General features: G+C 62.2%; 15 protein-coding genes and 1 tRNA gene. 6 read left to right on the top strand and 10 right to left on the bottom strand.

Going from position 1 to position 21,344, the window contains the following annotated elements:
• Positions 1 to 93 precede the first annotated feature (93 nt).
• The 4 genes from JNK74_22735 to JNK74_22720 form a co-directional block, all read right to left on the bottom strand.
• Complete coding sequence (locus JNK74_22735) at positions 94 to 480, bottom strand: hypothetical protein (protein MBL7649003.1); 387 nt, start codon at positions 478 to 480, stop codon at positions 94 to 96.
• 90 nt (positions 481 to 570) lie between these two features.
• A complete protein-coding gene (locus tag JNK74_22730) occupies positions 571 to 3,075 on the bottom strand; it encodes a LysM peptidoglycan-binding domain-containing protein (GenBank protein MBL7649002.1) in 2,505 nt (834 codons plus the stop codon).
• Between the two features lie 461 nt (positions 3,076 to 3,536).
• Positions 3,537 to 4,625 carry an LptF/LptG family permease gene (locus tag JNK74_22725; GenBank protein ID MBL7649001.1) on the bottom strand — a complete coding sequence of 363 codons (1,089 nt, stop codon included), beginning with the start codon at positions 4,623 to 4,625 and terminating at the stop codon, positions 3,537 to 3,539.
• Complete coding sequence (locus tag JNK74_22720) at positions 4,622 to 5,758, bottom strand: LptF/LptG family permease (GenBank protein ID MBL7649000.1); 1,137 nt, start codon at positions 5,756 to 5,758, stop codon at positions 4,622 to 4,624. The genes JNK74_22725 and JNK74_22720 overlap by 4 nt, the downstream gene beginning before the upstream one ends.
• A gap of 159 nt (positions 5,759 to 5,917) precedes the next feature.
• Between JNK74_22720 and JNK74_22715 the strand changes: the two genes are divergently transcribed.
• Both JNK74_22715 and JNK74_22710 read left to right on the top strand, forming a co-directional pair.
• Positions 5,918 to 7,237 carry a hypothetical protein gene (locus JNK74_22715; protein ID MBL7648999.1) on the top strand — a complete coding sequence of 440 codons (1,320 nt, stop codon included), beginning with the start codon at positions 5,918 to 5,920 and terminating at the stop codon, positions 7,235 to 7,237.
• Between the two features lie 306 nt (positions 7,238 to 7,543).
• Positions 7,544 to 8,017, top strand: coding sequence for a bifunctional nuclease family protein (locus JNK74_22710; GenBank protein ID MBL7648998.1), 474 nt, complete (start codon positions 7,544 to 7,546; stop codon positions 8,015 to 8,017).
• Between the two features lie 60 nt (positions 8,018 to 8,077).
• Here the strand turns inward: JNK74_22710 and mutY are convergent, their stop codons facing one another.
• Positions 8,078 to 9,151, bottom strand: a complete 1,074-nt coding sequence (mutY, locus tag JNK74_22705; protein ID MBL7648997.1) for an A/G-specific adenine glycosylase — start codon at positions 9,149 to 9,151, stop codon at positions 8,078 to 8,080.
• 131 nt (positions 9,152 to 9,282) lie between these two features.
• Here mutY and JNK74_22700 point away from each other — a divergent pair, with 131 nt between their 5' ends.
• Positions 9,283 to 10,119 carry an ion transporter gene (locus tag JNK74_22700; GenBank protein ID MBL7648996.1) on the top strand — a complete coding sequence of 279 codons (837 nt, stop codon included), beginning with the start codon at positions 9,283 to 9,285 and terminating at the stop codon, positions 10,117 to 10,119.
• Positions 10,120 to 10,124: 5 nt separating this feature from the next.
• Here JNK74_22700 and JNK74_22695 read toward each other — a convergent pair whose 3' ends face one another.
• A complete protein-coding gene (locus JNK74_22695; protein MBL7648995.1) occupies positions 10,125 to 11,261 on the bottom strand; it encodes a glycerate kinase in 1,137 nt (378 codons plus the stop codon).
• A 103-nt stretch (positions 11,262 to 11,364) separates the two neighbouring features.
• Here JNK74_22695 and JNK74_22690 point away from each other — a divergent pair, with 103 nt between their 5' ends.
• From JNK74_22690 to JNK74_22680, 3 genes are all read left to right on the top strand, one after another.
• Complete coding sequence (locus JNK74_22690; protein ID MBL7648994.1) at positions 11,365 to 12,186, top strand: metallophosphoesterase; 822 nt, start codon at positions 11,365 to 11,367, stop codon at positions 12,184 to 12,186.
• Positions 12,183 to 12,839 (top strand): lysoplasmalogenase, encoded by a 657-nt coding sequence (locus tag JNK74_22685; protein ID MBL7648993.1) that lies wholly within the window; start codon positions 12,183 to 12,185, stop codon positions 12,837 to 12,839. The genes JNK74_22690 and JNK74_22685 overlap by 4 nt, the downstream gene beginning before the upstream one ends.
• Before the next feature lie 60 nt (positions 12,840 to 12,899).
• Positions 12,900 to 12,976: transfer RNA gene (locus JNK74_22680), tRNA-Val, on the top strand.
• Between the two features lie 106 nt (positions 12,977 to 13,082).
• Here JNK74_22680 and JNK74_22675 read toward each other — a convergent pair.
• The 4 genes from JNK74_22675 to JNK74_22660 form a co-directional block, all read right to left on the bottom strand.
• Positions 13,083 to 14,171, bottom strand: a complete 1,089-nt coding sequence (locus tag JNK74_22675; protein MBL7648992.1) for a hypothetical protein — start codon at positions 14,169 to 14,171, stop codon at positions 13,083 to 13,085.
• A gap of 67 nt (positions 14,172 to 14,238) precedes the next feature.
• Positions 14,239 to 16,062: a cell surface protein gene (locus JNK74_22670; protein MBL7648991.1), complete on the bottom strand. Its 1,824-nt coding sequence runs from the start codon at positions 16,060 to 16,062 to the stop codon at positions 14,239 to 14,241.
• A 43-nt stretch (positions 16,063 to 16,105) separates the two neighbouring features.
• Positions 16,106 to 18,646 (bottom strand): hypothetical protein, encoded by a 2,541-nt coding sequence (locus JNK74_22665; GenBank protein MBL7648990.1) that lies wholly within the window; start codon positions 18,644 to 18,646, stop codon positions 16,106 to 16,108.
• Between the two features lie 8 nt (positions 18,647 to 18,654).
• Entirely contained in the window at positions 18,655 to 21,111 is a 2,457-nt protein-coding gene (locus JNK74_22660) for a hypothetical protein (protein ID MBL7648989.1), read from the bottom strand.
• Positions 21,112 to 21,344: the final 233 nt, after the last annotated feature.

The following is a 21,344-nucleotide window of genomic DNA, read 5'->3' as shown; positions in this document are numbered from 1 at the left end:
ATAAGACCCATAAGACCCATAAGACCCATAAGACCCATAAGACCCATAAGACCCATAAGACCCATAAGACCCATAAGTCCCATTTCGCCCGCCTCAGTGCGCGACTGAGCGCACTCGTTTCTCCGTTATGTGCTTCGGCGCCGCGGGCAAGGCGGGATTAAGCGCCCGTGCGGGTTCGTTGACATAGTGCACGATGTCGTGGGACGTCCAGAAGGCGGCGCCGATGGGTTTTCCGTTTATTTCGACCAGCAGCACGGCGCAGCCCTCGTCGAGTTCGCCCATGTCGAACTGTGCGGCGCCCGTGGGGTAGCTCCGGCTCAGGCCCTCCTTGATTTGCTCCAGAACAAGTCGGGCCGAGGCGATTTCCATCGGGGAATTCTCCCGGAAGCGCGGGGCCTTGCCGCTGGCGCACCCGGCAGCCATCAGCGCCGTGAACGCCATAAATCCAACCGCGCCAATGAATGTCCTGTTTCGGCTCATAACGTCCCCTTTTCTGTTCCGCGATACACAAGCGCCGCATTGCTGAAACTGCAATGCGGCGCGATGGAATTGGACGGTCGTACGACTGAATCAGCCTTTGCGGATCACCACGGTGTCGCCCACCTGGAGCACGTGGTTCTTCGGCCAGTTGTTCCACTTGTAAAGATCGCTGATCTTTACACCATAGCGGCGGGCGATCGTGGTGGGATTCTGACCGGTGGAAACCTTGTGCGTCGTTTCGGCGGGCGCCGCGGCCGCGCGCTTGGAGGGCGGGGTCGCCGCTTCGCCGCCGCCGGAGACCTTATAGGCTTTGCCCGCCTGCAGCACGGACTTGGAGGTGAGGCCATTCCATGCAAGGAATTCGCTCAACTTCACGCCGTATTTCTCGGCGATGACGCCGGCGCTTTCACCTTTCTTGACGGTGTGCATGGTGGCTTCGGTCTTGGCGCTTGAAGTCTTCTTTTTCTCGGCTGACTTGTCGCCGGAGGCTTTCTTGTCGGGCGCGGCGGAGGCGAGCTTCAGCTCTTTTTCTTCGGCCTTTTCCTTCTTGCCCGTTTCTTCTTTCTTCGTGGAGGCCTTCGCCTCCGGCGCCTTTTCGGCCGCCTGTTTGGCGGCGGGCTCGGCGCCGCCACGGACCTGCTCGGGCGTACCGGCGGCAACCACCAGCTTGTCGCCCACCTTGATCGTGGACTTCGAACCGAGGTTGTTCCAGGCCAGGAAATCGCGCAGCGGCACGTCGTAGTCGCGGGCGATCTTCGCCGGGTAGTCGCCCGGTTTCACTTCATGAAACTCGCCGCTATCGTTTGCGGCAACCTTAACCGGCGCGCTGGACTCGGCGGCGGGCTCGACTTCCGCTTCGGCCACGACCGTGTCGCCAACCTGCAGGCTTTCACCCACGATTAGTCGCTCGCGGCGCCCCTTGTTGTTCCAGGCCTGAAGATCGGCCACGGACACCTTGTGCGCCTTGGCGATATCGAACAGGGTGTCGCCGGGCTTCACCGTGTAGGTTGCTTTGGTGCGACTGGACTTGCCCACGCTGCCCGCTTTGCGGTCGGAGGTGGATTTCGCTTTGTCCGCCTTGGCCACGACGACCTCTTCCGGCTGCACGGATTCAAGCGCGTCGCCGGGATTCCCCCCCACGCCTTCGGAGGCGCCACCGGGCAGCTTCAGGGTTTCGCCGGCGCGCAGGCCCCGGGCCGTGCGGATGCCGTTGATGCGCATGAGTTCCGTGGCGGAAACGCCATGGCGCGTGGCAATCTGAGATACGGTCTCGCCGCGCTTCACCTTATAGGTGTCGCTCGCATACTGGACCGTAACCGGCTCGGAGCTGGTCAAAGCGCTGGCGAAGCGTTCCGTGTCCGCTTTGGGAACCAGAACGTGATAGGAACCCGTGGGCGGCGTGGTCTCGTTCAGGAGGGCCGGGTTGAGTCGGGCCAGCGTGCCTTCGCTGTAACCCATCTGCTCGTCCAGGCGGCTGAGGGAATAGGCCCCCTTCACCGGAACCTGGACCACCTCTTCCGGGGGAACGGGGTTGACCTTGAATCCGTAGCGCTCGGGAGAATGGGCGACGATTACGGAAGCCACAAAGCGGGGGAAGTATTCTTTGGTTTCGAGACGGATCCGGTTGGACGCGGGCGGCGTCTCAAACAGTTTCCACAAGTCGGTTTCGCCGCCGTTGGAGGCGATGGCCCGCTCCAGACCACCTTCGCCCATGTTGTAGGCGGAGAGGGCGAGCGGCCAGTTCCCATTGAAATGGGTGTACAGCGCCTTCATATACTCGATGGCGGCGTCCGTCGCGCTGATCCAGTCGTAGCGCTCGTCCACATGGGAGTCCACGCGGAGATCGAAGCGCTGGGCTGCCGGGCGCATGAACTGCCACATGCCGCCCGCACCGGCGCGGGATACGATTTTGGGCTGAAATCCGCTCTCGATGAGGGCCAGGTAGGCCAACTCTTCCGGCATGCCGTTTTCGCGAAGTCGCTGGCGGATATGGGGCAGATACTTGTGGCTGCGGTCCAGGAATATCTGGAAATTCTTGGGATAGCTGTTCTGGATCTTGTCGATCTCCTGCAACACGGGTTCCGGCAGGGGAAAGGGGATCTGGAACGCGGAAAGATCGCCCGGTGTACCTTGGGCGGGCGTGGGCGCCACGGCCCCATCGTCCAGCGGGCTGGCGCTGCGGGCCTGATACAGCCCGGCGTTCTGGGTGGAACCGTTCAGGATTGCCCCGAACTCCTCCCGCAACGAATAGAAAATCTTGGGGTCCAGGTCGGCTTCGGTCAACAATTCCAGCATGAGGACATACTGGCGGAGGGCCGCCTCCTCGTCGCCGGCTTCCTGGGCGGCATTGGCGGCCTGGAAGGCCCGGTCCGCTTCCCGGAGCAGGTCGGTCACCGAGCGGCTGGCGCCGGTCGTGCCGGGCGCACCGGCGTTTTCAAGGGCCTCCAGCGTCTCGGCCTCCACGGCGGCCGTGGGGGGCAGGGGCTCGAACTGTTCGGTGTCCCGTGCGGCATTCTTGCTGGTGGTGGCGCATCCGGAAACGAAAGTGAGCGCCAGTGTTAGTATGCATAGGGTAAAAAAGTGATAGTTCTTCATAGAAGGCTGAAAAGCTCCTTAGTTAGTGAGGGCATTGCGTGGCGATCCGAGGCCTGCCTTTAGCGCATGACCCTGTCTGTGTGGATCGGCCACACCTTCATCGCGGGTGGGCGCGGTGGTCGCCTTGGGGGCTTTCCTCCCGTGTCACCTCCCCGTGGTCGCTTCGCCGGGTAATACCTCCCCCTGGCAAAACGATTGGGCCCATCTCCAAGTATCCTCCAGAACATAACTGGCACCCGCGGCCGCGCGGTGGGTGGAACCGAGCGGCCTTGCGCTCGTGATCCGGTTTGGGACCCGCCGGGTATCGAGAAGACTTGGTCCTCCCGTGAACTTCGGATAGTTTATTCTACATCTTGTGGGGTGTCAAGCTACTTTGTGTGCATCTAGTATTGAATTTCTCACTTTGCCAGCCTGACAGCTCCGCTAAGTCCGCAGGCGCGCCCGCAGTACCCCACACGGTATCAGGTTGGCATGCGCCGGAACAAATAGATGCCCGCCACCATGAACACCGCCGTCGCCAGCCACGCCGCCACCAGCGGCGGCAATAGACCGATGGTGCCCAGGCCCACGGAGATGGCATAGAGCATCACGTAGGCGAGTCCCAGCGCGATACTGATGCCGAAGCTGATAAAGATCCCGCCCCGGCGTATCTTCAATGCAAACGGTATGGCGAGCCAAACGATGACAAAGCAGAGGATCGGTCGAGAAAATTTGGTGTGGAAGGCCACCCACCCTTTGTCGGCGGGTACGCCCATGCCCTCGGCGCTCTTCAAGTCGTGGTAGAGCGTGGTGACGGACTTGCCCTCCGCCGGCTGGCTCAGGGCGAAGAGCATCTCGGGTGATTCGCTGAAGGGCGCGGGCTGCTGGCTGATCAGGGCGGTGCTGCGGGTGGACTTGTCCCGACGGAACGAGGCCCAGCGGCCGTCTTCCAGAATCCACTGGTTTCGCTCGGGATCCCAGTAAATCCGGTTGGCGCGGATTTCGTCCATGCCGTTCTCCGTGAAGGCGTGAATAAACACATCCTTGCCGGTGAGGGCCACGGGATTGAAGCGCAGGATGTGGCAGGACCACTTCTTCTCCCCCAGATTGGTCCAGCTCGGCCCGGCCCCGTCGGCCTGGGTAAATCGACGGAAGTACTCCCGGTCGATGCGGTTGGCGGTTCGGGCGGACTCGATTCCCAGGGTGTTCTCAAAGGCAAAGACAGCCACCGCGAGGAGCAGGGCAAGCAGAATGGGCACGCGTGCGATACGGCCGAGACTCACCCCGCCGGCCAGCAGGGCCGTAATCTCGTGGTCCTGGGCGGCTTTGCCCAGCACCAGGAGCGTGGCGACGAGCAGGGCGAGGGCGAGGGCCTGAAACTTGAACATGAAGGTGGGCACGTGGCTGGCATAATACTGGACCACGATGGGCCAGGGGATATCATATTTCACGATGGAGCTTTGGCGGGCCGTGAGCAGATCGATGACGATATAGAGCAGTACAAAGGCCAGCAGGGTCCTGGCCAGGGCCCCGAGGAGTCTGACGGCGAGTCGGCGGTCATAGAGGTTCATACGCGATCCACCCGCCACAGGAAAAGCAGCCCCACGCCGATGAGGGCCAGATTTGGCACCTGGGAAAGAAGGACCACCACGGTCAAATCCGGCAATTCGCCGCCCTTCATGATGGCGGCTTCGGCAACGGTGCCGAGGATTCCGTTGAGCATCGACCGGAGTACAAAATAGGCCACAACAATGATCAGGCCGCTGGAAAAGGTGAAGGAGCGCCCGGAACGGCGGGCCCGCGCGCCAACAGGCGCCGCAACCACACTGACCGCGAGACACATGAGGGGAAAGGCAAGCCGGTCGCCGATCTCGCTGCGGACCTTGGCCAGTTCCACTTTTATAACTTTGTTGCCCGCTTTGGCGGTCTCTCGAAGTACGCCCTCTTCGTGGAGCAGGCGGGCCAGGGTCCACCCCTGGCGCTGTCCTTCCCGCTCGAAGGTCTGGAGGCGGGGCAGGGTGATCCGGGAAGACTCCACATTGACCGTCATCTGATTTTCCTGGATCGGCCAGACGTCCTTCATTTCGAGGCGCGCGACACCGTTTTCGTCGATAACCCGGGCCGACTTGGCATAGTGGGCATGAATATTCTGCTCCCGTTCCTGGAGCACGATCACGTTGTGCAGGGTTCGATCCGCATCGCGGCTGCCGATGTAGACCCGCCAGCCACCGTATTCGTGCATCACCCCGGTGGGGACCGTATCCAGCGTGACGCGCAGGGGCAGTTCACTGCCTATAAGATAAGACAGGCGCTGAAAGGCCCAGGGCTGAGCTTGATCGAGCAGGAAGAAGGAGGCGGCACTGACAATGGCCCCGGTGGCCACAATCGGGAGCACCAGGCGGCGCAGGGGGATGCCGGCGGCCTTCGCGGCGGTCAACTCGCTGGTCTGGGCCATCCGTCCGAAGGCCATCATGATGCCCAGCAGGAAGGTCACGGGCACGATGAGTCCGGCGAGCGAGGGCAGGGAGTAGAGGGAAATACGGGAAATGTCGAGGACGGTAAGCTGGGCGACCGGCAGCTTTTCCAGCAGGTTCTGAACCTCTTCGCCGATGGTCCCGAGCAATACGACAAAACTGATGACCACGGCGGCCATCAGGGCGGGGATCCAGATCTGTCGGAGGGTATAACGGGTGAGAAGGGTCACTCGGGCTCTACTTTCAGGGGGTTGAGGGGGGAGTATACCGGAAATCGGCCCCCCGGCTCACCTCGCCGCTGTATTTGGGCTAAAGAATCGCCCCGATCCGCCGATAAACGGTTTGCGACGGATTTTAAGACTCACTCTTCCATTGAGGAGACTATACACATGGGAACCATTGCGCTATCCTCTCTGGCAAGCAACTATGCCCCCCGATTTTCCAACTTTCCAGGGAGCGGTACCGCTGCCGCACTCCTTCCTTCACGTCCCGCCCCGCAACGGGATGCCGCCCTAGTCCAACCCAACCAGGAACAGGCCCTCACGGAAGCGTTTGAAGGGGCGGTCTACCGCTCCCTGGAAACCCGGCAATCCCTCTCGCTGCAACTCTCTTCCACCCAGCTTAAACTGGGCCAGGGCGGGGCCGAGGGCGGCTCGGGCGCCTCGCTTGAGACAACCCAGCTCACCTTTGACTTCTTCGAGGAGACGCGCTTCGAGGAACTGGCCCTCTTCCAGCAGCGCACGGAGAAGGCGGGCGAAAACCTCGACGGCGAACGCCAGACCTCCCTCTATGCGGCCAGCCGCGAAATCTCCACGCGATTCGAGTTCTCCCTTTCCATCTCCGGCGCGGCGCTGAACGGCTTCGCAAAGACCGCCGAGGGGGCGAATGGCTCCAACGAGCTCATGGACAAATTGCTCGCCGCCACCGAGAAGTTGCTGGGCGAAGCGGACGAGTTTATCAATCAGTTCTTTTCCCAACTGGACGGCACGGATGGCGCCTTCAACGCCGAATCCCTGGACGAACTCTTCAATGAATTCGTGTCCGGCTTCCTGGAGGCCCTCTCGGGCGACTTTGGCGCGGCCCCGGGCCTGGGCAACGCCGCCGGTCAATCGGGCAAATCGGGAACGACCGCACAGTCCACCTCCGTGCAGCTCGAATTCAAGTTTGAATTCAGCGCTTCCGTCACCACCACCGAAACCCAAGTGCAGCAGGGCGACCCCATCGTATTCGATCTGGACAATGACGGTGTCGAACTCAGCAACTACCGGCAGGGCGCGCGCTTCGACCTCATGGGCACCGGGCGCGCCCAGCAGACGGCTTTTGTAAATGGTGGCGACGCCTTCCTCGCCCTTGATCGCAATAAGGATGGCCGGATCAACAGCGGCTTGGAGCTATTCGGCGAGCAGCATGGCGCGCGCAATGGTTTCGAGGAACTCCGCAAATTCGATCTGAACGGCGACGGCACGATCAACCGCAATGACGCCATATTCAACGAGCTGAAACTTTTCAAAGACAACGGTAACGGCCAGACCGAAGCCGGTGAACTGATCGGGCTCGCGGATGCGGGCATCGACGAAATCCTGCTCAACTATCGCGATGTGGACCAGAATGCCGCCGGCGGCAATCGAATCACCCAGATTGCCTCCTACCTCAAGAACGACGGCAGCAAAGGCCAGGTCGCCGACGCGCTGTTGAACTACATCGCGTAGGGACACATGCGTAGGGACAGGGTCGCCTCGCGAGGACGCTTCGTGGAGTAGATTCGCCGTCACCAACGCCACTATCCCCCGCGTCGCGCCTCCTGACCGGCGGGCCTGTCCTGTCGTTTGACGTCACGACCTTGAATTGAAGAGTTGTCCTGCCAAGGACTAAAGTCCCTCCGCAATGCCTCTCCATGGGGTAAAGTAACCCGCTTCACACCCACGCTCTTCCGCTCACGCGCCCAGATCACCCAAAGCGCATGAGGCAGTCCACGATACTTTTCTGTATAATCACGCCAAGGACAGGAGGTAGCCATGCTTGAAGTTGAGATCCTGGGCGTAAGCCAGGCCGAAGAACATCAGTATCCGCTGGTTTTGTTGCGCCACGAAAATAAGGTGCTCCCCATTCTGGTCGGCCTCCCGGAAGCGAGTGCCATTCAAATCGGTCTGTTGGGCGAGAAGACCGCCCGGCCCATGACCCACGACCTTATCTGCAACCTCCTCGTGGGCCTGCGCGGCGAACTCACCTCCGTCAACATTTACAAACTCGAAAACGAGACCTTTCTCGCCCACCTCAACGTGGAACAGAAAAACGACGAAGGACACATCGAGCAAATCCTACGCATCGACACCCGCCCCAGCGACGGCATCGCCATCGCCGTACGCGTTGGTTGTCCCATCATGGTCGCCGAAGAAGTGATGGAAAGCGCGGCACAGGACGCCTCCATCCTCGGTGAGGCCGATGATGAAGACGACGATACGGATGGGGATGACGATAGCCCGTTTTGAAGAGCGCCTTACCTAGTGGGATAAGTCCTATCAGTCCCACAGGTCCTATGGCACCGATTCTCAAAATGACTGTTCTCTCAACAGACTCAGAAACTTGTGATTCCCTTTCGGAAAGGCATACTGGTCGAACTCATCCGCCGTGACCCAGGCCAGTTCATCGTGGATCTTTGATTTCGGCTTCCCCTTCTCGATCGTACAGCGATACACGTTCAAGGTCACCTTCAAGTGCGTGTAGGCATGGTTCACCGAAGCAATCATCCCCCCCACTTTGACCTTCACCCCGAGTTCTTCCTCGCACTCGCGTCGAAGGGCGTCCTGGTGGCTTTCCCCCGCTTCTAGCTTGCCGCCGGGAAACTCCCACAGCCCTGCGAGCATCCCTTCCGCCGGGCGCTTGCCGATCAAATAGCGCCCATCCTTCGCGATAACCGCCACGACGATCTCTTTGTGGGGCACGGCCTTCTTCGCCTTGCGCACGGGGCGCTTCTCCTGCACGCCGCGTTTATGCGCCTCGCACTCACCGGCGACGGGACAGGAGCCGCAGTCCGGCTTCTTCGGTGTGCAGATGCGCGCCCCCAACTCCATCATGGCCTGATTGAAATCTCCGGGGTCGCTCTCGGGCACAAGGGCGTCGGCCAGGGCCCACAGCTTCTTATCCACCGCCGTGTCATCGATGGACTGGGCGATGTTGAAAAGCCGACTGAGCACACGCTTGACGTTGCCATCGACCACGGGCGCGCGCTCGTTGAACGCGATGCTGGCGATGGCCCCGGCGGTGTATTTGCCCACACCGGGGAGCAGTTGGAGCAAGTCGGCCCGTTCGGGCAGGCGACCGCCGTACTGCTCCATGACCTGGCGTGCGGCCTTGTGCAGATTCCGCGCGCGCGTGTAGTAGCCCAGTCCTTCCCAGAGCTTGAGCACGTCGTGCTCCGACGCGGCGGCCAGGGATTCGAGGGTAGGCAGGGCGGCGAGGAATCGTTCGTAGTACGGCAGCCCCTGATCCACGCGGGTCTGCTGAAGCAGTATCTCCGACAGCCAGACGTGGTAGGGTTCCTTCGTCTTACGCCAGGGGAGATCGCGGGCTTCCTCGCGAAACCAGCGCAGGAGGGCTTTACGGATGGCGGGTGCCTTTTGCATACTCCCGTGGCTTTCGTATTCCCGCGCGGGGCGCCCGGGCTGAATGAAGTGATGTCAGGTGGTGTAGTGTACGCTGTCGGTATTGTCACCGCGCCCCGACGCGGCGGCCCGCCCAACGGAGATTGTGAACCATGAGCAAAAACGAAGTCCAATCCGCCTTCGAGCGATACCAGCACCGCGCCCATGAGATAGTCTTCGAGGCGGACACGGCGGCGGGGCGCCTCTTTGACGTGACCCTGATCCTCCTGATCCTATTCAGTGTCGTCGTGGTCATGCTGGATAGCGTGGAGTCGCTGCGCTCCGACTACGGCCCGACTCTCCATGCGCTGGAATGGTTCCTGACCATCGTCTTTTCGTTTGAATATCTCCTGCGCCTCTCCTGCGTGGGCAATCCCCTGCGCTATGCCCGGAGCTTCTTCGGCATGGTCGATCTGCTTGCCATTCTCCCCACGTATGTCAGCCTGATCTTTCCCGGCAGCCACTACCTGCTCGTGGTGCGGCTGTTGCGGGTGCTGCGCATTTTCCGGGTGCTCAAGGTGGCCCAGTATATCGGCGAGGCCGACCTGCTGATGGATGCCATACACAATAGTCGGCGCAAGATCACGATTTTCCTCTTTGCCGTGCTGACACTGGCCACCATCGCGGGATCGCTCATGTATGTGGTGGAGGGCGCGGAAAGCGGCTTCACCAGTATCCCCACAAGCATCTACTGGGCCATTGTGACCCTCACCACCGTGGGCTATGGCGACATCTCGCCCGTGACGCCCCTGGGGCAGTTCATCGCGACCGCCATCATGCTGTTGGGCTATGGCATCATCGCGGTGCCCACGGGCATTATGAGTGTGGAGATTGCCCGGGCCACGGAGCGGCGCGACATGGTCGCGCAGGCCTGCCGCGAGTGCGGCGGCCACTGCTACCACCGCGACGCGAAGTTCTGCATGCACTGCGGGGTGCCGCTGGAGTTTTGAATGGCTCAGCCGCGCGCCACGCGCCAGAGACGGGCCAGGTGTCGCGCGGTAAATCGGAGATTCTCCACCGCCGCCGCACGGGCCTCTTCCAGGCTCATGGGGCCGGGACAGATGGAGAAAATGGCGGTGACGCCGTGATCGCGCAAAGCGTCGGCCTCGTGGGCCACGCGACCGCCCAAAGCGATGACGGGTACGTTGAACGCGCGGGCGATCCTCGCTATTCCCGATGGGGTCTTCCCGAAGGTGCTCTGGTGATCAAGGCTACCTTCGCCGGTTATCACGAGATCCGCACCGGCCAGGGCCTGGTGGAGGCCGCATAGCGTTGCGATGAGATCGAGGCCGTTTTCCAGTTTGGCCCCGGCGAAGGCCATCAGTCCGCCCGCCAATCCACCCGCCGCACCCGCACCGGGCATGTCGCCCAGACTCACCCGCATGTCCCGCGCCACCACGGTGGCGAAGTGCGACAGGGCATGGTCGAGGATGAGCACATCCTCCGGCGTCGCCCCTTTCTGCGGGCCGTAGACGGCGCTCGCACCTTCCGGGCCGCAGAGCGGATTGTCCACGTCGCAGGCGACATAGAAGTTCACCTCGTTTAGTCGGGGGTGCCGTTCCGAGGCGTCGATGCGATCCAGTTGCACAAGCCGAGCGCCGCCCCCGTCCAGCTCCTCGCCTCGCTTGTTGAACAGGCGATAGCCCAGAGCCTGCGCCATGCCCGCGCCTCCATCGTTGGTGGCGCTGCCGCCCACGCCCATGATCACGTCGTCCACGCCCTGTTCCAGCGCGTGGGCAATGAGCTCACCGGTGCCGCGCGTCGACGCACGACATGGATCCCGCTTTTCCGGCGACACCAGGGCCAGGCCCGAGGCCGCCGCCATTTCCAGTACCGCCACTTTTCCGTTCTGTATAAGACCGTAGCTCGCTTCCACCGGCGCGCCCAGCGGGCCCGATACCGTCCGCGTGATCAATGTGCCGCCCGCCGCACGGACAACCGCTTCCACCGTCCCTTCTCCGCCGTCCGCCATGGGAAAAGCGATCACTTCGGCATCGGGCATGCCCTCCAGCCAGCCGGCGCAGACCGCGTCGGCCACTTCGCTCGCGCGCAGACATTCCTTGAACGAATCCGGGGCGACGACTACGCGCATGGGCAGGTCCAATCCAAAGGTGGTACAATACCGGTCCGCTGTGCAGGGACACGGGTATGCGAACAATACCCGTTTTCAGAACTGGGTTACAAGGAGCGATTGCATGAAGGTTTCTCGCAGAAATTTCCTGGGCTATTCGGCCCTGGCCGGCCTGGCGGGTTGCGCCCGAATCGAGAACAGCAAGCTGGGTAAGATTACCCCCGAATTCGAGTTTGGTGACGACGGCATTCTCAAGTTCGCCACCCTCGGCGACCTCCACATGCTCGACTCGCGAAGCGGGGGCATCGTAGGCCGCGCGGTGAACCGGATTAACAGCGACGAGGCCATCGATTTCACGGTGGTGCTGGGCGATCTCACCACCCATGGAACGCTGCCGGAAACGAACCTGGCGCAGCAGGCCCTCGGTCGCCTCGTGAAGCCCTGTTACGCCATTCCCGGCGAGCACGACAACAACCCGGCCACGGAAAACAAGTACGAGTTCTATCAGCGCGCCTTCAAGAAAACGCAGTGGCGCGAGAGCAACGCGGGATGGGTGCTTCTCGGCCTGGATACCTGCGACGGCACCGCGAGCCAGACCACCGTGCCCCAGTCCAGCCTGGACTGGCTCCGGGATCAACTGGCCCACACGGAAAAGAAGAAGCCGCTCGCCCTCTTCACCCACCACCCCCTCGCCCCGAACACGAAAGGGGAGCGCGCCACCAACGCCGACGATGTGCTTGCCCTCTTTGCGGGCTACAACCTCAAGCTGGTGGCCTCGGGCCACTACCACGGCAATCAGGAGGAGGAACGGGACGGCGTGCTCTTCGTGACCACGGCCTGTTGCAGCGCCACGGTGGACAACGACGACGGCACGGAGGAGAAGGGATTTCGCGTCTTCACCATGGAAGGCGAGACCGTAACGCACGAGTTCATCGCCGTATCGTGAACGATCAGAAACAGGTCAGGGTCATCGCGGCCACGATAATTTTCACGACGGCCGCGTTGGCCCTTATGCTGGCCGGCGGCTGGAGCGGATTCATGTCCAGCGCCGGGGTCAAGATGGCCGCATCCACGGGATTCCTCGCAACGGCACTGGCGGCGGGCGCCCTGCGCGGAAGTTACGGACGAACGATCCTGGCCGCACTCGTGTTCTGCTGGTGGGGCGACTACTTCCTCACGAGGGGATCGGACACTTCATTTCTTCTCGGGCTTGTCGCCTTTCTCCTGGGGCACCTCGGCTTTGCCGTCGCCTTCATGATCCACGGCGCCAACACCCGCTGGACCTTCGCGGCCGCTGTGCTCCTGCTCATCCCCGCGACCGCTGTCTACCTCTGGCTCGAAGAACACCTCGGCCCCATGAAGCTGCCGGTCTGCGCCTACATCGCAGTCATCAGCCTCATGCTCGCCCTTGCAACAGGCACCCGCGGTCGCGGGGCCACCCCGCTCATCCTCATCGGCGCGGCTCTCTTCTACGCCTCCGACCTCTTCGTCGCGCGGCAGAAATTCGCAACCCCCAGCCCTTGGAATCCCCTGATCGGCCTCCCCCTCTACTACGCCGCCCAACTCTGCCTCGCGGTCAGCGTCGCGTCGCGCAAATAGCCCCCCGCCGGGCAAAGTTTTGCGCGGCACGTCTGGCCTGTGCTACTATTTGGGTCCTTCGGGCGATTAGCTCAGCTGGTTAGAGCGCTGCCTTCACACGGCAGAGGTCACAGGTTCGAGTCCTGTATCGCCCACCATTTAAACACGTACCGCGCAGAGCTTCTCTGCGCGGTTTTTTTTGCCCCGCGAACTCCCGCGGTGCGAAGCATCCCGATATCCGGGCGCAACGAGGGCGGCGATTTGCTAAGTGGTACTGATCGCGTCGGCTTCCATTTCGAAGAGCAGATTGTCGCGGCAGACCTCCGCCGTCATCGTGATGATGGGCAACGACTCCAGTCCGTGGTCGACTCGGTATTGATCGAATCGCGGAATATCTTTGGGATGCTTGACGTAGGCAATGGCGCGGGTCACGTTGCCCCACCCCATGTCCCTGGACTGGAGGATCGCCTCGACGACGTCCATCGTGACCTGTATCTGCCCGTCGATATCACGCTCGTGAATCGTCTTCCCGTGAGGCTCTATGCTGGCCGTACCGGAGATAAAGACTTGGCGCCAGTCGGGCAGCACGAGCTCGGCCGCGCGGCTGAAGGAACTGCCGTAGTCGGTGGCGGAACACTGGAGCGGCGAGGGTACGGCGGCCATGCGGACCTGCTCGTTCTTCGGCTTCACGGCGATTAACCCGCTGACGATGGAAGATCCGCTCACGTTGCAGGCGCCAATGCCCGTACTGGCAGGCAGCAGGCCCTCGTAAACCCGGTGCGCTGAAAAAAACTCGTTACGGGTCCGGTTGAAATCGCCATACCAGGAAACGATATCGCAGTTGTAATACCAGGTGCGCAGGGTATCGGTGAAGTCCATACCGACCGCATGCAGGGCGTCTTCCATCTGGTTCAGCGCGGCGAGGGTCTGCTCGGCTTCAGTCCGGGTGGGGATTCGTCCGTTGATTCCGCCCAGGCGGCAGAGCGTCGCGGCGGGCAGATCCACCACCGACCCCACCACCTGGCCGCGAAGCTGCACAGGGCTCACGGTGGCATCACGCTCGGCCCAGAGCTGGATCCCTCCCGATTCCGCCAGGCGCGGCCCGGCAATCCAGAGCAGGGGCCACGTCACCGGGCCGGTCACGGCTTCCACCGCGGGAAGCCCGGACGCGAAAGGAAGTCCCAGGATATCCATGGACACGAGCGCGGCGCCGGTCTCCTGCAAGGCCGCCATGGCGCGCTCGAGAACCCCGGTGAGGGACTCCCCCGGCGCACGGGGCACCGTGATGAAATGGGAACCGCAACCAGCCCCCTGAGGCGACGCGATCTGCACGCCCTGTTGTTCCGTCTTCATACACACTCCTCAGTACTTCAAATCGCACTTGCATCATCCCGGACGCGAGCAAGGACGTCCGGCTACGCTACAAGGAAAGCACATACTCAATAAGTTCGTCCATTTCGTTGGCGCTCAGCGACGCGGTGTCCCCGTGCGCGCCCTTCTCGTTGAAGGTTGTCAGCATTTCCTTCAACGTCGCCGCGCGGCCGTCATGAAGGTAGGGGGCAGTACGCCAGATCTCCATCAGCGTCGGCGTATCAAAGGGCGTTTCCGCTTCCCGGCCGCGGCCCGTACCGATGTCATGGGTCTGAAGGTCCGTGTAAAGCGGAGCCGGGTGACAGACGCCGCACTGCGCACGCTCAAAGAGAACTTTGCCCCGCTCCGCCGCGGGCGAAAGCGCGCCCTGCACCAGGCGGGGACTCGGCACCGGCTTGAGCGCTTTAAGGTATTCATCCACCGCGGCGGCATGCTCTTCGGACACTTGATTGAACAGTATGTAGCGTATGCCCGATCGTGTGGAAATCATGGCGTCTTCCCGCACACCCACTGCCGTCGTGGGCGGTGTTTCGTAGGAGAGAAGCAGGCTCTTGGTATTCTTCGGATTGCCCATACCGTCGTTCAACAGATCCCAGTTAAGTCCGTCCACGCGGGCGTCGCCCGGATGGCAACTGGCGCAGCTCTGCCATTGTTGAAAGCAGACCGTGCCGTCGTGAAAAAAGAGCTCGCCCGCGCGCCGGGCTGACGCGGCAGGCTGGGCGCCGATCGCAAAGGATTGACTCCGTGGCACCCCATCAACGGCCAGATCGACGGACGCGACCGTGCCACTGAAGTACTCGGCGGCGAACACGCGCGAACCGAGGGCGACCATACCCCGCGGACCTTTCCCTTCCAATCGAACGCGCCGGCGCAGATCCAGTATGTAAGAGAGATCATTGGGCACGTCCCGCGCTACACCTGCGGCGGCCGACGCCGCCAGCTTTTCATGCAGGCGGGCTCGGTCAATAATGCTGAGTTCGTGGGTACCGGAGTGGGCAACACAAAGCCACTTCCCGTCGGCGGTGCAGGCAATACCCCAGGGGTTGGCCGCGCCAAGGTCCACGTCATCCAGCAGAATGGTATTCAACGGCTCCATTCGCGCCACGTCGATAATGGTAACGGCATTCGTATTGATCCAGCCCCGTTCGAGCTGGGTGGTCGGCAGTTGATAGCGGGAAAGGATATGGGTCACATACGCAAACTGTCCATCAGGCGACAGCGCAATACCCAGAAGGCTGCTGCTGCCATTGGGAAGCTTCACCGAACCTAGAAGGATCCTTCCAGCGACATCAACAACATCAACGGTGGCGGAGACATAATCGCCATCGGCGCGGCTCGCGGGAAGAAGATTGACCACGAGGAGTCGTGCGCCATCGGGCGTCATCACTGCGGCAGACGGCTCATGGCCCACAGAAATCGTCTGCTCCATCGTCCCCCCGGATAGATTGAGGGCCGTGACGCTGTTGTTGAACGGATTACAGACAAAGAGTGTTTTGCCGTCTGGTGTGACCGTGGGCGCGCCCGGGGTATGCCCTGCGGGCCAGGTGGACACGATGCCCCCGTCGCTGAGACGAATCACACAGACCTGCCCGTCCGGCCCGCCGGTGGTGACATAGAGGAGCGTCGCGTCGGGCGCGGCCACCAGTCCGGTGGGCGGTCCGGGCACCGCGATGGCGCCCACTATCACGTTCCCCGCGACATCAAAGACAACCACCTGGTTCGCCGTGTGGTCCGCCACATACACACGGTCACCAGACGCCGCGAGGGCCAGGGGCGAATGATACATATCTTCGCCGCAGGCCACTCCTGCGACCAGTACCGCAATCAGCGCGGCCGGCAGCAGGCAAACGCTTTGAATCATCGTATGTCTCACTCGCTGTTCTCCTGAATCATTGGCGACATGACAGCCTCATCGCTCATTGCGCCCGGCTGGCCAGGGGCTGGACTGGTGCGGGTGGTTTCCACCACAGCGACTCCCAGTAAGCGCGATCGGTTTCGTAGGGATTGACCGTGCCGTCATCCGGGAAGTCCGCAGGCAAAATGCCATAGCGCCGCATCTCACGTATATAGGGCTTCTGCGGCTGGAATCCCGGCATATCAAAGCGCTTGACCGTGTCCAGATAGGCTTTGATCTCCTCAATCGCCGCCAGCAGCGTGCGGTAGTCGTTGTCGCCCGTGTCTTTGAAAACCGCCGACCCGTCCGTGCCCTTGCAGATGCCCAGCCCGCCCGCTTCCACCGCGAGGGGCGCCAGAATCTGAAGAGAGCGCTCGGGCCGACTCAGATTGTAGAGAATGTGCCGGGAAAACCGAAGGCGCGGGTCGCCGTACTTGATTTCCCAGGGCGGCATTCCCATGTTGTCCGAGGGAGACTCGGGTAAGGCCAGCGGACCGCTGTGACAGGCAGCGCAACGACTGCCGAGTACACGCCGGGCTGTCTCCACCCAGGGCCACGACAGGTCGCGCCGATCGATGATATTCTCCGCGTAGCCGCCCACCATGCCCGAGCCAAGCCCGGCATAGGTGCCTGGATAGGGCGCGCCCGTCTCGATCCACAGGCGCACCATTTTGCGTTCCCGCTCGGTGGCCCGCACACCGTGGTGGGTGCCTTCGAGCATCTTCAGCAGAGGACTGGCGGCGCTGCCCAGGGTTCGCGGCGCATAGTTGCTCTTCGGGGCATTTCGCCCATCGGAAAACTGGCGCAGGGCGCTCAACGTAAAGTAGCTGTGGGAGTAGAGTGGTCCCCGATCCCCCGTCAGTATTACGTGACCCGCCATGGGGCCGCCCTGCATCCCCGGTCGATAGTCGTGACAGTCCACACAGAGTCGATCGAGAATGGGCTGAATGTCCCTTGGAAAATCAAACACATCCGGCACGTCGGCGATGGGCTCGATGTGGCTCGGCTCCCGATTCATGGCCTCCAGGCCCGACGCGGGAAGCACCGTACGGGTCCGCTGCTCATGACAGCCCACGCAACTCATCACTTCGCCCGGCTGCACCGTGAAGAAACTCTGCATCCGCTTCACGGCCAGATCGTTTTCGTCGAGGGCGACCAGAATCAGGCTGCGCAGGGCGGGCGTTTCGAAATAGGCCGACCCGTCGGGCTCGACCGGAACAGTGCCCATGACCCGCTCCAGCGTGAAGGTGCCGCCATAACTCAGGGGCTCCATGCCGCCGGTATAGTTGATGGGCTTGGGCAGCGACTCCAGCACCAGGAGCTTCTTGATCTCGCCGGGTGCCACGCCGGCCATGTTGCGGCCCTCGTAGATATTCGCGAGGACGAATCGACCGGTGCTCTCCCCCGGTTTGCTCCGGGGCGGAATCACCAGTTCGAGAGGGCGAGACTGAATGGGGCGCGGCTCGTGGCATGTAAAGCCTGCGGCCCGCTCCGCTTCCGGAATCTCATAGATCACCTGAAGCGCACCGGACCCGTCCATCAGGTAGAGGCGCTGGTCCCGCGCGATGAGAAAGAGGTCCTCCGACAGGGGGTAGGGATCGCGGAAGTTCGCATCCTCGTGCACGGTGCGGGCGGATCCGAGGGCGTCGGGCCCGGCCTTGGGGTCGATGATGGTCGGTTTGCCCGCGTGCTCGCGGCTCCCGTGGCCCGGCGAGAACAGGGACAGCACCTTCCCCGTGCCGGGGATGGGCTTGGCGTCGATCATCAGGATGCCGGGCTCCATGTTGCCGTAGTAGGTCATCTGACCGCTGCCGTCGGGATTTGTGGTCCATAGGTGATGGTAATGCACCTGACTGCGGTCCACATACTCCCAGCGCTGATAGAGGATGCGCCCATCGGGGAGGGGCCACGGTGTATTCTCGTGCTCGTTGTTGCTGGAGAGCTGCCGGATGTTTGTGCCATCGGCGTCGCAGCGGTGCAGCACCGCCACCTGGGTGAGCCAACAGTTCACCCAGCGTTTGCAGCGACTGGATACGAACATGATCCCGCCATCGGGCAGATACACGGGCTCGATATCATCGTAGTCGCCGTCCGTCAACTGACGCAAACCTGTTCCATCGACCCCAACTTCATAGAGATGGTAGTGGGTGCCCTGGCCCTTTCGATAGGAGAAGATAATCTTCTTTCCGCCGTAGTGCACCTGGGGATCGCGAATACCGCCCTCGGGGTCGTCCAGCAGCGTGGTCAATACCCCCGTCCGCAGATTGAGCTTAAGCAGCTTGCCGCCGGGCTCGTAGGTCACGCGCTGCGGCCCCTCGGCGTAATAGCTGAAGTTGGCATACCAATGCCCGTCTTTGCCGGGTTTACGCAGCGCAAATACGATCTCATCCGCCGCGGACATGGGGCCCGCCAGCGCCTGCGCCAGAAGTGTATCGGTAGTGGAATCCAGGACGGGAAGGGGTATTCCGGCCGCGCCCACGGACTGCAAACAGCATAAGAAAAGCATCGCCATCAGGCTTCGGACCGCCGCGATCGGTACATGAAAGAGTGCGCGTTGACCCATGGGGCCTCCTATTCCAGCCAGGGCATCACGGTTTCGCCCTTCGCCTGTTTTTCCGCGTCGTGATACGCGCCATAGAAGACGCTGTTGCAATCGAGCCAGAGCATAATTCGGCGTCGTTCGGCGTCGGTCAAGCTCACGCCATAATGCTCGCCTTCGAGGATGGGCAACAGGGCGGAGCCCAGCGCGCCCACGTCTCCAGCAACGGAGTAGGAAGTTTTGTTTTTCGCCAGTGCGCCATTGCCGCCATGCTTCGCCCACGCGAAGGGCGCGAGCGATTGGTAGGACTCGGGCCATCCCCATTTTCCAAAGTTGTTTCCAGCCAGGCTGGGCGCAGACGCCTCTTTCGCGTGGCAATCCACACAATGCGCGTCCAAAACCGGTTGCACCAGCTTCGGAAAGAAGACAGGGTAAGCCCCCTCCACCTCGGGCTGGAGAATGGACGGCGGCCGCCCCATCGCCAGCGGCGTGGCGGGCGTGGCCACCGGCAGGGCCTTCTGTTTGTCTTCATGACAGCCCACGCACGATAGCAACTCGCCGGGGTGCACGTAGGTATCCGAACGCATGGTCTGCACGGCGCGGCCCCGTTCATCGAGGGCCTGAAAATAAATGGGAATCCCGGCCGGCACTTCGCAGTACACGCTGCCGTCGGCCTCCACAGGCGCCGTGCCCAGCACCCCCCGGACGAGCGACTGCGCCCCGACGCCAATCTGGGGATCGTCCGCCGCCGGGGTCGTCTTGGGGAACAACTGGATCACACGCATCGCTGTGATCTTTGTGCCTTCGGGCCAGGCGAAGCCGCTTTCGTAGATATTCATCACCGCGAGATAGCCCGTTTTCGGCGCGTCACCAGCACGGTCTTCCGCAGCCTGCTGCGTGCGCGATGGTATGACCGGGGGCTTCTTGCGAGGCCGAAGGGGCATGGGATCCAAACAGGCCACGGCGGGATCCCGATAGAGCAATTCCCGATTGCCAAAAGCATCCACCAGGTAGAGCCCATAGTGCCGCTGGCCGGGATCATACACGCAGAGATAGTACGTTTCGCTCAAGGGCCAGGGCGTTCCGTAGCGCTCCGCGCGGCGCAGGTTCTTGCCCTTGTGAGGCTCACACGATACACCCGGCCACACTTCGGACTCGGGAAAGGCCGCGTCGGGCGTGATACGCTTCAATTGCGCCATCGCGCCGTCGTCGGGGATCGCCGGATCGATGAGGACCATCGATCCGTAGTTCTGGCCGTGATGCGGCGTGGATACAGCCACATACTTCCTCGAACCGGGTATGGCGCGAATCGAAAGCTCCATCCAGGGGCGGGCCTCGCGGAAAGCTGGATAGTTGCCGTGGGACGTACGCGGATCGCGACCGTCCGGATAGGTCAGCCAGAGGTGGTGGGCAATGTCGGAGTCCCGATCCACATAGTCCCAGCGCGAATACACGATCATGCCGTCGTTGTTCACACTCGGGTGCCACTCGTGGGTCTCGTGGAAGCTCAGCGGAATGATGTCGGAGCCGTCCGCGCCCATGCCGTGGATCGTGAAGGTGGGGTTGGGACGAAGTCCGCAGCGCAGATAGCCACCCCGACGCTCCGAAACGAAAGCAATCCGCCCATTCGGCAGCCAGCACGGGTCAAAGTCATTCACCGGCCCGTCCGTCAACTGCGTAAGGGTCGTCCCGGCCACGTCCGCCTTGAAGATATGGTAGGTGCTCTCCGGTGTGAAGAGCTTCTCTCGCGGCGTGAGATCTTCCGGCGGAACCGGTACGCGAGCCTCGGACCAGGCAAAGAGAAAAGTCTGCCCTTCGAAGTCAAGATCCAGCGAAATAAAGGATCCGTCAGCCAGTGTCCTCCCCTGAAGTCGACCATTCGCAATGGGGACGTCCTTCAGGGGCTCGCGCAGCACGGGATCTTCCGAAAAGGGTTGTTCCAAAACGAAGAGGCCACCGACCGGCTCGGCGTGAAAACCATAGTACTGATCGACCATGTGCTCATAGCGCGCGCGCTGGTGCGTGAGGAAGGCAATCCGGTCAAAATTCAACAACGGATTCTTGAAGGCAATGCGCCGCCGGAGGGCGCAAGCCTCAACGAACTGCCCGCCCGAATCGCCCGTCACGCCGCTGGCGAGAGATTCCAGACGCCGCGCGGCAAGCAGGGTAAGCGCTTCCTTCTCCTGGCTGAGATCCGGGGCAGGTTGCATCGTTTCGAGATCTTGAATCAGTGCCCGCGTCCGGCGCAACACCACATCCACGGGATGAACATCGGTGGGCTCGATCAATGCCGCCGGGTGAAGGCTCTCTTTTCGGAGCCGGTCTTCGCCCTCGGGGTGGGCGCGAAATTCCGCCATCTGCTGGGAAATGGCCTCAAACTCGATGCGACAACCGGCATCAATGGAAGGGGCGGTACCGGTAGCGGGAGCTATCCCGCCGGCGTTCACGAGAATCGTGAAAAGTACCGTCTGAATAAGCCGGGCAGACATGGCTACTTCGTTTTCAAGTGCGGGACGCTCTCTGAAAACAACCCGCACACGGCGCAACTGGGACGCTTGGGTTCCCCCGTCCCCTGACTTCATGGTCGCACACGAATGCAGCGCGCGTCAACACATTCCCAGCGGGCCGTTGTGGCGCAGAAGGGGGACCCGCCATTCCTATATATGCGGACACTGGCGGCGCCTTCACTCTTACCGTTGCGCCCGCCTCAGGAAAGGCGTAT

Source organism: Candidatus Hydrogenedentota bacterium (assembly GCA_016791475.1).
GTDB lineage: Bacteria > Hydrogenedentota > Hydrogenedentia > Hydrogenedentales > JAEUWI01 > JAEUWI01.
Note: the sequence above shows the minus strand (reverse complement) of the source record. Positions and strands in the feature narration are given on the sequence as shown.

Bases quoted from the DNA above. Each gene is read 5' to 3' on its own strand.
- JNK74_22730 (MBL7649002.1), bottom strand. From the start codon at position 3,075: ATGAAGAACTATCACTTTTTTACCCTATGCATACTAACACTGGCGCTC.
- JNK74_22665 (MBL7648990.1), bottom strand. From the start codon at position 18,646: ATGGGTCAACGCGCACTCTTTCATGTACCGATCGCGGCGGTCCGAAGC.
- JNK74_22725 (MBL7649001.1), bottom strand. From the start codon at position 4,625: ATGAACCTCTATGACCGCCGACTCGCCGTCAGACTCCTCGGGGCCCTG.
- JNK74_22675 (MBL7648992.1), bottom strand. From the start codon at position 14,171: ATGAAGACGGAACAACAGGGCGTGCAGATCGCGTCGCCTCAGGGGGCT.
- JNK74_22715 (MBL7648999.1), top strand. From the start codon at position 5,918: ATGGGAACCATTGCGCTATCCTCTCTGGCAAGCAACTATGCCCCCCGA.
- JNK74_22710 (MBL7648998.1), top strand. From the start codon at position 7,544: ATGCTTGAAGTTGAGATCCTGGGCGTAAGCCAGGCCGAAGAACATCAG.
- JNK74_22695 (MBL7648995.1), bottom strand. From the start codon at position 11,261: ATGCGCGTAGTCGTCGCCCCGGATTCGTTCAAGGAATGTCTGCGCGCG.
- JNK74_22690 (MBL7648994.1), top strand. From the start codon at position 11,365: ATGAAGGTTTCTCGCAGAAATTTCCTGGGCTATTCGGCCCTGGCCGGC.
- mutY (MBL7648997.1), bottom strand. From the start codon at position 9,151: ATGCAAAAGGCACCCGCCATCCGTAAAGCCCTCCTGCGCTGGTTTCGC.
- JNK74_22660 (MBL7648989.1), bottom strand. From the start codon at position 21,111: ATGTCTGCCCGGCTTATTCAGACGGTACTTTTCACGATTCTCGTGAAC.
- JNK74_22700 (MBL7648996.1), top strand. From the start codon at position 9,283: ATGAGCAAAAACGAAGTCCAATCCGCCTTCGAGCGATACCAGCACCGC.
- JNK74_22735 (MBL7649003.1), bottom strand. From the start codon at position 480: ATGAGCCGAAACAGGACATTCATTGGCGCGGTTGGATTTATGGCGTTC.